Below are 12366 nucleotides of genomic sequence, written 5' to 3' on the forward strand. Positions count from 1 at the left end.
GGGGCATCCCGCGTCATCCTGCGATGAACCAGGCGGCCGTGTCGACGGGGACGACGCCCTCGCCGAGCGGCCCGCTCGCGCACAGGACCCGCATGCCCTCGGGTGCGGGGACATCCTCTGATCCCGTGTTCGCGATCACCGTCACACGCCCGTTGCGGAACGCGAGGACGTGCATCGGCCATCCGTCGACCCACTCGAGGTCGCTGCTCGCGAGGGACTCCTCGCGGCGCAGCCGCAGGAGGTCGTGGTAGAGCGAGAGCGTCGACGCGGGATCGTCGCGCTGGACGTCGCGCGCGAGCGCCCGCCACTCGGCCGGCTGGGGGAGCCACGACGCCCCGGTCGCGCTGAAGCCGAACGCCGGCGCGCCGGCCTCCCACGGGATGGGAACGCGGCACCCGTCGCGGCCGTAGCGCTCGCCGTTCGTGCGGAACCAGGTCGGGTCCTGGCGGGCTTCGTCGGGAAGCTCGATCGCCTCGGGGAGCCCGAGCTCCTCGCCCTGGTAGATGTAGGCGCTTCCCGGCAGCGCGAACATGACGGTCGTCGCCGCTCGGGCGCGGCGGAGGCCGACGACGGGGTCGGGCTTGCCCGGGGAGAGCGGGCCGATGCCGTGGCCCTGCGGGCTGTCGGCGCCCAGCGCGAGTCGCGAGGCGTGCCGGATGACGTCGTGGTTCGACAGGACCCACGTCGCGGGCGCGCCGACGGCCGGGAAGGCCTCGAGCGAGCCGGCGATGACCGTGCGCAGGGCCGCGGCGTCCCACTCGGTCATCATGTACGGGAAGTTGAAGGCCTGGTGCATCTCATCGGGGCGCACCCACAGCGCGGTCTCGCGCGCGGTCGGACGCCACGCCTCGGCGCACAGCGCGCGGTCGCCGTCGTACTCCTCGAGCAGCGCGCGCCACTCGCGGTACACCTCGTGGACGCCGGGGCGCCCCCAGTAGGGCACGTCGTCCTCGGCCTCGCCGCCCATCGAGTCGGCGTCCTCGGGCTGGATGTAGTCGGGGAGCCCGTCCTCCTTGATGAGGCCGTGCGCGACGTCGACGCGGAAGCCGTCGACGCCCCGGTCGAGCCAGAAGCGCAGGATGTCGAGGAACTCGTCGCGCACCTCGCGCTGCGTCCAGTCGAAGTCGGGCTGGCTCGAGTCGAAGAGGTGCAGGTACCACTGACCGGGAGAGCCGTCTGCCTCAGTGACGCGCGTCCACGCGGGGCCGCCGAAGATCGACTGCCAGTTGTTCGGCGGCTCGTGGCCGCCCGGGCCGCGGCCGTCGCGGAACAGGTAGCGTGCGCGCTCGCGGCTGCCGGGCGCGGCGGTCAGCGCCTCCTGGAACCAGACATGCTGGTCGGAGGAGTGGTTCGGCACGAGGTCGATGATGACCCGGATGCCCCGGGCGTGCGCGGCCTCGAGCATCGCGTCGAAGTCGGTCAGCGTCCCGAAGAGCGGATCGACGTCGCGGTAGTCGGTCACATCGTAGCCCGCGTCGCGCTGGGGCGAGGTCATGAACGGCGAGAGCCAGATCGCGTCGATGCCCAGCTCGGCGAGCGCGTCCATGCGCGACGTCACGCCCGCGAGGTCGCCGACGCCGTCGCCCGAGGCGTCGGCGAACGAGCGCGGGTAGATCTGGTAGATCGCGGCGGTGCGCCACCATTCAGGGGTCATGGTCGCCCACTCTAGAGGATTTCGGCCTCGGTTGTAAGCGTTTGCAGTTCAAGGGCGCGTAACTCGGCCCGCGATTCGTATCGAATCGGTCACGCCCGCAGATTCGCGGTTTTCGAATCGATGCTCGACGGTGTATACCTGTAAACGCTTGCACAGTTGCGGGCTCATCAACCAGGAGGACACACCAATGAAGGTGAACAGCAGGGGACGCTTCGCGGCCGTCGTCGCGATGGCCGGCGTGACGGCACTCGGGCTCGCGGGTTGTGCGAGCGACAGCGCGAACGAAGGCGCTTCGGGCGGCGGAGACGCCGAGGCGCCCTCGTCGACGCTCACCGTGTGGGTCGACGCCGAGCGCGTCGACGCGCTGCAGGCGGTGGCCGACGCGTACACCGAGAAGAGCGGCGTCGAGGTCGAGCTCGTCGGCAAGGACAACGCGACGATCAAGGACGACTTCATCCAGCAGGTGCCGACCGGTGAGGGCCCCGACATCACGATGGGCGCGCACGACTGGCTCGGCGAGCTCGCGACGAACGGCGTCGTGGCGCCGCTCGAGCTGGGCGACGCCGCGGGCGACTTCCTCGACGTCGCCGTCGAGGCCTCGACGTACGACGGCACCGTCTACATGCTCCCGTACGCGGTCGAGAACATCGCGATGCTGCGCAACGCCGAGCTCGTCCCCGAGGCCGCGACGAGCTTCGACGACATGATCGCGAAGGGCCAGGCCGCCGGCCTCGAGACCCCGTTCGTCGTCGAGCAGGGCGCGGAGGGCAACCCGTACCACCTCTACCCGTTCCAGACCGCGTTCGGCGCTCCCGTCTTCGGCACGAACGAGAACGGCTACGACGCGACGGACCTGCAGCTGGGCAGCGCCGGCGGCGAGGAGTTCGCGACGTGGCTCGGCGAGCAGGGCGGCAAGGGCGCGTTCAACACCGACATCGACGGCGACATCGCCAAGCAGGCGTTCCTCGACGGCACGGCGGCCTTCTGGCTGACCGGCCCGTGGAACGTCGGCGCAGCGGTCGACGCGGGCATCGACGTCGCGATCGACCCCGTCCCGAGCCCGACCGGTCAGCCGGCATCGCCGTTCGCGGGCGTGAAGGGCTTCTTCGTGTCGGCCGAGTCGGACGACAAGGTCGCTGCGAACGACTTCCTCGTGAACTACCTCGGCAGCGAGGAGGCGCAGCTCGCGCTCTTCGAGGCCGGCAACATCCTCCCCGCGCTCTCGTCGGCCGCGGAGACCGCCTCGAGCGACCCGATCATCGGCGGCTTCGCGACCGTCGGCGCGGAGGCCGTGCCGATGCCCGCGATCCCCGAGATGGGCGCCGTGTGGCAGTACTGGGGCATCGCGGAGGCCGAGATCATCAACGGCGCCGACCCCGTCGCGACGTGGCAGAAGTTCGCCGCCGACGTGCAGGCCGCGATCGGCTGACGCACCCGCTCGGATCGCGGACGCGGGCGGGCCGCCCCCTCGACGGGGCGTCCCCGCCCGCGGCCGCGGACCATCCGAGCGCACCGCAGCGGTCCGCCCGCCCTGGCGACCGGCCGCTGACCTCACGAGACAGCGATAGGAACCCATGACCGACACCCTCTCCGGCGCCGAGACGGCGACCGAAGACCCGAAGCCCACGGCGCGCCAGCGGCGCGCGCGGTCGATCGCCGACCAGGCCGGCGGCGGACTGGCCTCCGTGATCGTGAAGATCGCGGCCCTCGCGATCGTCGACGCGATCGCCGTCTACGCTGCTCTCGTGCTGTTCGGCCACGAGCAGTGGATCGTCCTCGCGGCGGTCGTGCTCGTGGCGGGAATCGTCAACTGGGTCTACTTCTCCCGCCGCGCGCTCGCGGCGAAGTACCTCGCGCCCGGCCTCATCTTCCTGTGCCTGTTCCAGGTCTTCGTGCTCGTCTACACGGGCTACGTCGCCTTCACGAACTACGGCACGGGCCACAACGGCTCGAAGGAGCAGGCCGTCGCCTCGCTCATGGCCTCGGCCCTCGAGCGCGTGTCCGACTCCGCGAGCTACCCGACCACGGTGGTCGAGGCCGGAGGCGAGATCGGCCTCCTCGTCACCACGCCCGACGGCGAGGCGCTCCTGGGGACCGCCGAGCAGCCCCTCGCGCCGGTCGACGCCGGCTTCGACGGCGACAAGGCCGTGTCGGCGCCCGGCTGGACGACCCTGCAGTTCGCCGACGTGCTCGAGCGCACCGACCAGATCACCGAGCTCGCCGTGCCCTTCTCGGACGACCCGAACGACGGCGCCCTCCGCACCCCCGACGGGGCGAGCGCGTACCTCTACACCTCGACGCTCGAGTACGACGAGGCGGCAGGCACGCTCACCGACCTCCGCAGCGGCACCGTCTACTCCGACCTCGGCACCGGCGCGTTCACGGCGCCCGACGGCACCGAGATCCTTCCCGGGTGGCAGGTGACGGTCGGCTTCGACAACTTCATCCGCGCCGTCACGGACGCGCGCCTCGCGAGCCCGCTCGTCTACGTCACGATCTGGACGTTCGCGTTCGCGCTCATCTCGGTCGCGTCGACGTTCTTCCTCGGCCTCTTCCTCGCGATCGCGTTCAACAGCGCGCGCATGCGGGGGCGCCGCACCTACCGCGTGCTCATGATCCTCCCGTATGCGGTGCCGTCGTTCCTGTCGGCACTCGTGTGGGCCGGCATGATGAACCAGAGCTTCGGGTTCCTCAACGAGGTGATCTTCGGCGGCGCCGACATCCCGTGGCTGACCGACCCCGTGCTCGCGAAGGTGTCGGTGCTTATCGTGAACCTCTGGCTCGGCTTCCCCTACATGTTCCTCGTGTGCACGGGAGCGCTGCAGGCCATCCCCGAGGAGCTCCAGGAGGCCGCGACCGTCGACGGCGCGAAGCCATGGGCCGTTTTCCGGCTCATCAAGCTGCCGCTCCTGCTCGTGAGCGTGGCGCCTCTGCTCATCGCGTCGTTCGCGTTCAACTTCAACAACTTCAACATCGTCTACATGCTCACGAACGGCGGTCCGCGCGACAGCGAGGCGCCGATCCCGGTCGGCCACACCGACCTGCTGATCTCGATGGTCTACAAGGTCGCCTTCACGGGGCAGACCCGCGACTACGGGCTCGCGAGCGCGTACTCGATCATCATCTTCATCATCGTGGCGGTCATCTCCGTGATCGCGTTCCGCCGCACCAAGTCCCTCGAGGAGCTGAACGGATGACCGCCTCACTCGACACCGTCGCCATCACCGGCGGCAGCCGCGGCGCGTACGCGCCCCGCCGGCGCGGCTTCGGGCGATGGTTCGCCGACACCGGATGGCGCCACCTCGTCGGCGTCGTCATGGTCGCGTTCTCGCTCCTGCCGATCGTCTTCGTCATCTCGAGCTCGCTGAACCCGAACGGCACCCTCACCGGCTCGAACGCGCTCTTCTCGAAGATCGGCATCGACAGCTACGTGCGGATCCTGAGCGACCCGAAGGTGCCGTTCGTGGCCTGGTTCGGCAACACGCTCATCATCGCGGGCATCACCGCCGTCGCGACCGTGTTCCTGGGCGGGCTCGCGGCGTACGCGTTCTCGCGCATGCGGTTCGCGGGCCGCCGGTTCGGGCTCATCGCGATCGTCGTCGTGCAGATGTTCCCGCAGCTGCTCGCCGTCGTCGCGATCTTCCTCCTCATGAGCGCGATCAGCGACTGGTTCCCCGCGATCGGCCTGAACACCCGCATCGGCCTCATCCTCGTCTACCTGGGCGGCGCGCTCGGCGTGAACACCTACCTGATGTACGGGTTCTTCAACACGATCCCGCAGTCGATCGACGAGGCCGCGAAGATCGACGGCGCAGGGCATGCGCGCGTGTTCTTCACGATCATCCTGCCGCTCGTGGCGCCCATCCTCGCGGTTGTCGCGCTGCTGTCGTTCATCGCGTCCGTGAACGAGTACGTGGTCGCGTCGGTGCTGCTCATCGACACCGACGTGCAGACGCTCGCGGTCGGCCTCACGAAGCTCGTGTCGAACCCGCGCTACGCCGACTGGAGCGCGTTCTCGGCGGGCGCCGTGATCGCGGCGCTGCCCGTCGTGGCGCTGTTCCTCTTCCTCCAGAAATACATCGTCGGAGGACTGACGGCGGGCGCCGTGAAGTAGGCCGTACCGCTCGTCGAGGGGCTCGCGCTGGGGCGCGGGCCCCTCGACGTGTCTGCGGTCCCGCGCCTGGGCGCAGTCTGCCCTGCGGGACACATTGCAGGAGTTCCTTCGGGGTGCGGATGGCTGCGCCCCGGATTCCTGCGGGTCGCGGTGCGCGCGGGGCCGGGATCTCCTGCGTTCTGTCCCGCATCGGGAGTGAACGACAGAGCCCCGGCCATCCGAGAGCGGATGGCCGGGGCTCTGTCGACGGGGATCAGCCCTGGGTCGACTGCGCGGGAGCCGAGACGCGGCGCGGCTGCCGACGGCGCGGCGGGCGCGAAGGGGAGCTCTCGGCGGCTGCGGCGTGCGTGCGGGGAGCGGTGTCGCCCGACGAGGTCGAGTACATCGGCTGCGAGCCGCCCTGCGCGCGCCCGCGGCCGCCCTGACCGCGCGCCGCGCCGCCGTTGCGACCGCCGCCGTTGCGACCAGCCGAAGCACCGCCGCGGCCGCCCGCGCGCTCGGCCGACTGCTGGCCGCCCTGGCCCTCGCGGGCCGCGCGCTTGCGACGGGCGTTCGCCCCCTGCGACGTGCCGGGAGCCGACGGCGCGGGAGCGTTGCCCGAGCCCGGGCCGCCCGGGACGGGTGCGACGCGCGGAGCGATCTCGCCGACGAGGGCGGCGACCGCCGCGCTCTCGGGCGTCACACGCTGCGGCTGGGCCGCGATGCCGGCCTTGCGGAGCAGCTGCTTGGTGTCCTGGCGCTGCGAGGGGAGCATGACCGTGACCACGTCGCCGGCCGAGCCCGCGCGGGCGGTGCGGCCGGAGCGGTGCACGTACGCCTTGTGCTCGGCGGGCGGGTCGACGTGGACGACGAGCTCGACCCCGTCGACGTGCACGCCGCGAGCGGCGACATCCGTCGCGACGAGCACGCGCACGCGGCCGGTCGAGAAGTCGGCGAGGTTGCGGTCACGCGCGTTCTGCGACAGGTTGCCGTGCAGGTCGACGGCGGGGATGCCGCGCGAGGTCAGCTGCTTGGCGAGCTTCTTCGCCTGGTGCTTGGTGCGGGTGAAGAGGATGCGGCGCGCGACGCCGGAGGCGAGGGTGCGCACGAGCTCGTTCTTGTCCTCGTCGGCCACCTCGAACACGTGGTGGGTCATCGCGGGCACCGGCGACTCCGCGGAGTCGATCGAGTGGCGCACCGGGTTCTTGAGGAACCGCGTGACGAGCTTGTCCACGCCGTTGTCGAGAGTCGCGGAGAAGAACATGCGCTGGCCATCCGCCGGGGTCTTCGCGAGGATGCGCGTGACGCCGGGGAGGAAGCCCAGGTCGGCCATGTGGTCGGCCTCGTCGAGGATGGTCACCGCGACGCGGGAGAGGTCGACGACGCCCTGGCTCATGAGGTCCTCGAGGCGGCCGGGGCACGCCACGACGATGTCGACGCCGCTGCGGAACGCGGTCTCCTGCGGCTTCTGCGAGACGCCGCCGAAGATGGTCGTCACGGTGAGGTTCGACGCGGTCGCGAGCGGCGTCACGACGCGGGCGATCTGCGTGGCGAGCTCGCGGGTCGGCGCGAGGATGAGCGCGGACGGGCGTCCGGCCATCCGCTTCGGCTTCGCCTCGGTGAGACGCGCGACGAGCGGGATGGCGAAGGCCAGCGTCTTGCCGGAGCCCGTCTTGCCGCGGCCGAGCACGTCGCGGCCGGCGAGGGTCGAGGGCAGCGTCTCGCGCTGGATGGGGAAGGGAGTGGGGCGGTCCTCGGCGACGAGCACGTCGATGAGGTGAGCGGGAACGCCGAGGTCGGCGAAGGTGGTCTCGGGCTGCGTGGTCGCAGTGGTCACAGATGACTGCTTTCGAGAGGGTGCCGTCGCGCGCTTCGAACGCGGATGATCGTGGGCGCTTCGGCAGATGGCGAACTCGGCGGGTGCCGGATCCGTTCGCCGCGGCAGGATGTTCGCGAGGCGCTGGGCGGGATGTTCCCGCTGGCGCGATCAAGACACGACGACGCACGACAGAAGTCGCGCAGACCCCGACTGTAACACCCGCCGCTGTGAGGCGGCCTCGCATGGTCGGTACTGTGCAGGAGACAGCAGTCCACTGACGAAGGGGGTCCCATGTACCAGGACGACTATGGATGGATGGCCGGATTCGGGGTGGGAGTGCTGATCTTCGGGATCATCCTCTACCTCGCGATCCTGGCGCTCGTGCTCTGGATCGGCTACCTGATCATGCGCACGGCCGTGAAGAACGGCATCCTGCTCGCCGACGAGGCGCGCGCCGCGCGCGGCATCCCGCAGCGACCGGGTGGGCAGTACCCGCAGCATCCGGGCTACCCGGGTGGTCCTGTCGGACCGGGCGCTGGGCCTGCGGGCGGGCCATCCGCGCCGCCGACGCGCTGAGCCCGGAAAGAGAAGGAGCGGGACGCTGTCCCTGATCAGCGTCCCGCTCAGCAGCCTCGGCACCCGAATCCGTGAGCTGCAATAGGTGAGGTCCCCCCGGACCAACCCCTCATGAAGGACTCTACGAGACGACGTGGATCCCGTGCCGGGGCTTTCCTTCGCGGGGGAGAGGTGCTACACGGCCCGGGCCGACCGTTGCCGGGGAGGGGGCGCCCATCCCGTAGGAGGTTCGCATGGCTCATCCGTACGCCGAATGGTTTCCCGACGCCGTGCGCGACGGGACGTACGGCTACCACCTGGACTCCCTGCGCGCCGTGGAGCCCATCGCGCCGCGCACCGGGTTCGAGGACTTCTGGCGCAGCCGGTATGCCGATGCCGTCGGCGCTCCCGCCGACGCTGTGCTGACACCGCTCGGCCATCGCGCCGGGCGCGAGGTCTTCGAGGTCGAGCACGCGGTCGCCGGCGGGCTGCGGCTGCGCGGATGGCTCGCGCGGCCGGTCGACGGAGTGTCACCTCGGGTGGGCGTCGTCTTCGGGCACGGCTACGGCGGCCGCGACGCCCTCGACTTCGACCGCGTGCCGGACGACGCGGCTGTGTTCTTCCCGGTCGCGCGCGGCCTCGGCGCTCTGAACGCGCGCGTCGGCGCGCCGCTTCCGGAGGAGGGCCACGTGCTCTTCGGCATCGAGTCCGTCGCGGACTACGTGCTCGGCTGGTGCGCCGCCGATCTCTGGCACGCGGCGAACGTGCTGCAGGAGCTCGTCGGCGAGGTGCCCCTCTACTACCTCGGCGAGAGCTTCGGCGGCGGCATCGGCGCGCTCGCCGTGCCGTGGGACGACCGCTTCGTCGGCGCGACGCTCATCGTGCCGAGCTTCGGCCAGTACGACCTCCGGCTGCAGCTGCCCTGCGAGGGGAGCGGCGAGCTCGTCCGCGAGCACGTCGCCCAGCACCCCGAGGCGCGCGAGGTGCTGCGGTTCTTCGATGCGTCGACGGCGGCGCTGTTCGCGCGCATCCCGGTGCGCGCGGAGTGCGCGCTGTGGGATGGCGTGGTGCCGCCGCCCGGGCAGTTCGCCGTCGCCAATGCGCTTGCCGACCTCGACCTCGAGGTGCTCCCAGCGGGGCACGCCGAATATCCCGGGCTCGAGGAGACCCTTACCCGCTGCCACGCGGCGACCCGCCGGCACATCGAGACGAGCCTCCGACCGACGCGCTGAGTGCGCCGGGGTCGCCCCCGGCGCTCGTGCCTCAGCGGAAGTTGATGAACAGAGCCAGCATGCTCGGGGCTGCTTGCGGATTACCGCGATCCCTGTCGGCGGCTGGTTTCCAGTGACGTCGGTGATAGGCGTGGAAGGGCCGTTTCGGAGCCTTTTGCGGACTCTCAGCGGACTCTGCCGCACGACCGCGTGGCGCTGAATCGCAAGAGTGCCTGCGTGCATTGCTCGAAGCTGACCTTCACTCGTGGGATTTCCGCCTTCGTCTTGATCCCCGCGGCTGTTCCCAGGGATCGGGCTTCGACTGAAGGGCCTCGTCGTCCTTCGAGTGCACTCCTGACGCGATGCGGCTGCCGAAGTTCGCAGACTCCATGAGATCGCCCGTGGTCATCCCGAGGAACGTGGCAATCTTGCGAAGCTCGTCGAGCGTGAAGGACGAGTAGCCGTTGAGTCGATTCGACACGGTGGGGTAGCTCAAGCCGAGGGGCGCGGCGAGATCCCCGAGCTTCCTGCCCTGCCTCGCCACCTCTGCTCGAACCGCTGCGACGATATGTGCCTCGAACACGTCCGACATGACGACCATCATGGGGCTCATGCTCACTTGGTCAGAGGTTCGAGATCTGCTCTCGGTAGCCGGCGCGACAGACGTAGACGAGCTGATCGCGATGCTGCACGAGTACCTGGACCGACCTCTAAGCTGACGGAATGCTGAGAGCTATCGTCGGGCTGTTCGAGCGCGCCTGGCTGCATCTCGTGACCGTGGCTGCGACGATCTTCCTCGGACTCAGTCCGCTCCATTTGGATGGCCTGCGCCACTGGGGAGCGCACCACCAGCTCGGCAACTGGGTCATCGGAGACTGGGCTGCCGGGGTGTGGCTCGGATTCCTGGGGCTGTGCTCCATGGCGGGCGTGTTCCTCGGCGTCGCGCGGTACGAGAAGGCGAGCCGCGGGGTGCAGGCCGAGCTCATGATCGCGCTACGGACTTCTCTGATTCCTGTGGCCGAACGCTTCATCAAGCTTCGCCGGCCAGTCAACGCAGACAAGTTCGAAGACGTCGTCACCGAGTTGACGACCCGGTGCGTGCTGTTCGCGAAGAAGGACGGTGACCGGTGCGATGCGAACGTGTACCAGCTGTCGGGGGACCGCCTGATCCGCGTGAACCGCGCTGCTGACACCGCGCGCGATGAGTTCGTGAAGTCGCGAAAGACCACCCCTCGGGCAGTCGAGGAGAGTCATGTCGTGGACCGCGTGAAGTCTGGTGAGCTCGCCATCTGTGAGGACGTGCAGTCCGCGGACAGCCGGGCGACGTTGAAGCTCGCTGACGGTGAGCGCAACTACCGCTCGTTCATCGCCGTACCGATCCTTCGCAGCGATAGAAGCGTCTACGGGATGATCTCGCTGAACAGTCAGAAGAAGAACGGTCTCAGCGACGTGCACTTGCAGTACCTCAACAACGTCGCGCGTCTCATCGCCGCGCTTGATTCTGTGAATACTTCATCCAATAATGCCAACAACGCTTCTGTCCGACAGAATGGAAGCTAGGAGGCAAGCAGATGACTGCAGGACGCTACACCGCCGCTGACATCGCTCGTTACAACGAGCTCGAGCGTGAGTTTGAGATCATCCGCGCCGAGGAAGAGCGGCGCGTGAGTGAGAACCCCTGGGGCCGACTGCGCACCGGAGTGCGACGCATCGGCTTCCAGCCCAACCCCCAGAACTAGAACAACGGAAGAAGCCCCCGACCACGCGGGTCGGGGGCTTCTCTGTGGACGCTTAGCGGCTGGGCGGCGTCAGTCGGAGTCCTTCTCGATCGTGACGACGAGCCTCGCTGCCACGGCGAAGACCTTCCGGTCCGTGTTGTCGACGAAAACGAAGTACTCCCCGTCCTGCCTGAATGACTTCGCCTCGATCGTCTTGTACAGGCTCGCGCCGCTGATCTCGTCGTTGATCTTGAACTTGGCCATCTTCGTTCCTTCTGTTGGGGGTGTGACGGGTCACGGTGATGCTTCCAGCGACCTCAGACACCGTGAGAAAAAAATGTCAGGGAGGGACACCGCCAAGCCCCCGAGGTCCGGAAGGGCTCGGCGAGGGGGGACCGTGCCCTGGGTGGCTGTGCTGGTTCCTCTGTGTGTGAAAGCCGACAGGCCCCGGAGGTCCGGCTGTGTGCTGCTTGGGGGACCGGGCGTGGGGCTCTGCGGTGTCGTGTGCAGAGCCCCACGCTGTGTCACTTGATGGCGCCGCCGGTGAGGTAGTTGATGCGGGCTGCTCGGTCCTCTTCGGCGGGGCGGGCTGCTCGTTCCTCTCGCTCGCGTGCGAGTCGTTCGGTGCGCGCGTTGATGGTGTCTCGGCTGATGGCGAGGTCGAGGGTGACGCCTTCCACGGTCATCTGCCATCCGTCCTTCGATCGGCGTACGCGCTCCCACGTGTCGACGTCGGGGTCAGCCCAGCGGGTGGCGTACTCGGGGTTGGGGCCAGCGAAGTGGGTGAGGCCGTTGAGTCCGGTCCACCCGTTGTCGATGACGCGGACGATGCGGCGTGCTTCCTTCGCGTCCTGGTGAGCCTGTACGGCGACGGGGCCGAGCTGGAAGATCGCGGTGGTGTCGTCGATGTTCGTCTTCCCGAGGATGTTGAACGACTTGCGGAGGGTCTTGCCGGCGTCGTCGAACGCTTTCTTGAACCGCTTGAGGATGTCGTCCTGAACGTCGGCGACGGCTCGGACTGCTCGGTTCTCGACGGCGTTGAGCGCTGCGTACTCGAGGTCCCCGCCTTCGAGGAGCACGTTGGTGAGGACGGCGCGGAACACTTCGCGGTCTTCGGCCGGGTCGCGTCCATCGAGGACGGCATCCGCCCAGGTGCTCGCCATCGCGGCGTAACCGTGGTTGCGGTACTTGCGGACTTCCTCGCGGATGCGGTCGGATTCGTCCTCGGCGTTGGTGATCGCCTCGGGGATGGTGTCGCCGGTGGCCTTGAGGGCGTTGACGACGAACGTCAGGTTCGGGTTTCGCATGTTCATGAG

Annotated in this window: 12 protein-coding genes; 7 read left to right on the forward strand and 5 right to left on the reverse strand. The window is 69.2% G+C overall.

Translation table 11 applies throughout. The features are described 5' to 3' along the window. Nucleotides 1-13: 13 nt before the first annotated feature. A complete protein-coding gene (locus D7D94_RS12895) occupies nt 14-1654 on the reverse strand; it encodes a glycoside hydrolase family 13 protein (RefSeq protein WP_156243001.1) in 1641 nt (546 codons plus the stop codon). Between the two features lie 187 nt (nt 1655-1841). Between D7D94_RS12895 and D7D94_RS12900 the strand changes: the two genes are divergently transcribed. The 3 genes from D7D94_RS12900 (at nt 1842) to D7D94_RS12910 (ending at nt 5768) form a co-directional block, all read left to right on the forward strand. Beyond that, nucleotides 1842-3083: a sugar ABC transporter substrate-binding protein gene (locus tag D7D94_RS12900; protein ID WP_156243002.1), complete on the forward strand. Its 1242-nt coding sequence runs from the start codon at nt 1842-1844 to the stop codon at nt 3081-3083. A gap of 145 nt (nt 3084-3228) precedes the next feature. After that, nucleotides 3229-4851, forward strand: coding sequence for an ABC transporter permease subunit (locus D7D94_RS12905; protein ID WP_156243003.1), 1623 nt, complete (start codon nt 3229-3231; stop codon nt 4849-4851). Beyond that, nucleotides 4848-5768 carry a sugar ABC transporter permease gene (locus D7D94_RS12910; protein ID WP_156243004.1) on the forward strand — a complete coding sequence of 307 codons (921 nt, stop codon included), beginning with the start codon at nt 4848-4850 and terminating at the stop codon, nt 5766-5768. The genes D7D94_RS12905 and D7D94_RS12910 overlap by 4 nt, the downstream gene beginning before the upstream one ends. 253 nt (nt 5769-6021) lie before the next feature. Here the strand turns inward: D7D94_RS12910 and D7D94_RS12915 are convergent, their stop codons facing one another. Next, on the reverse strand, nt 6022-7584 hold the full coding sequence (locus tag D7D94_RS12915) for a DEAD/DEAH box helicase (RefSeq protein WP_156243005.1): 1563 nt from the start codon (nt 7582-7584) through the stop codon (nt 6022-6024). Nucleotides 7585-7857: 273 nt separating this feature from the next. Here D7D94_RS12915 and D7D94_RS14390 point away from each other — a divergent pair, with 273 nt between their 5' ends. After that, nucleotides 7858-8142: a hypothetical protein gene (locus tag D7D94_RS14390; RefSeq protein WP_216648667.1), complete on the forward strand. Its 285-nt coding sequence runs from the start codon at nt 7858-7860 to the stop codon at nt 8140-8142. A gap of 233 nt (nt 8143-8375) precedes the next feature. After that, the gene (locus D7D94_RS12925) at nt 8376-9353 is read left to right on the forward strand and encodes an acetylxylan esterase (protein WP_156243006.1); all 978 of its coding nucleotides are present in this window, start codon (nt 8376-8378) and stop codon (nt 9351-9353) included. 238 nt (nt 9354-9591) lie between these two features. Here the strand turns inward: D7D94_RS12925 and D7D94_RS12930 are convergent, their stop codons facing one another. Beyond that, a complete protein-coding gene (locus tag D7D94_RS12930; RefSeq protein ID WP_173024336.1) occupies nt 9592-9936 on the reverse strand; it encodes a helix-turn-helix domain-containing protein in 345 nt (114 codons plus the stop codon). A 119-nt stretch (nt 9937-10055) separates the two neighbouring features. On the opposite strand from D7D94_RS12930, the gene D7D94_RS12935 reads away from it, so the two are divergent. Together D7D94_RS12935 and D7D94_RS12940 are read left to right on the forward strand one after the other, a co-directional pair. After that, the gene (locus D7D94_RS12935) at nt 10056-10892 is read left to right on the forward strand and encodes a GAF domain-containing protein (protein ID WP_156243008.1); all 837 of its coding nucleotides are present in this window, start codon (nt 10056-10058) and stop codon (nt 10890-10892) included. 11 nt (nt 10893-10903) lie between these two features. After that, complete coding sequence (locus D7D94_RS12940) at nt 10904-11071, forward strand: hypothetical protein (RefSeq protein ID WP_156243009.1); 168 nt, start codon at nt 10904-10906, stop codon at nt 11069-11071. Nucleotides 11072-11140: 69 nt separating this feature from the next. Here D7D94_RS12940 and D7D94_RS12945 read toward each other — a convergent pair whose 3' ends face one another. After that, nucleotides 11141-11314 carry a hypothetical protein gene (locus D7D94_RS12945; RefSeq protein WP_156243010.1) on the reverse strand — a complete coding sequence of 58 codons (174 nt, stop codon included), beginning with the start codon at nt 11312-11314 and terminating at the stop codon, nt 11141-11143. A 260-nt stretch (nt 11315-11574) separates the two neighbouring features. After that, nucleotides 11575-12357 (reverse strand): hypothetical protein, encoded by a 783-nt coding sequence (locus D7D94_RS12950; protein WP_173024337.1) that lies wholly within the window; start codon nt 12355-12357, stop codon nt 11575-11577. Nucleotides 12358-12366: the final 9 nt, after the last annotated feature.

This window comes from Microbacterium oryzae, from assembly GCF_009735645.1.
In the GTDB taxonomy this organism is placed as follows: Bacteria; Actinomycetota; Actinomycetes; order Actinomycetales; family Microbacteriaceae; genus Microbacterium; species Microbacterium oryzae.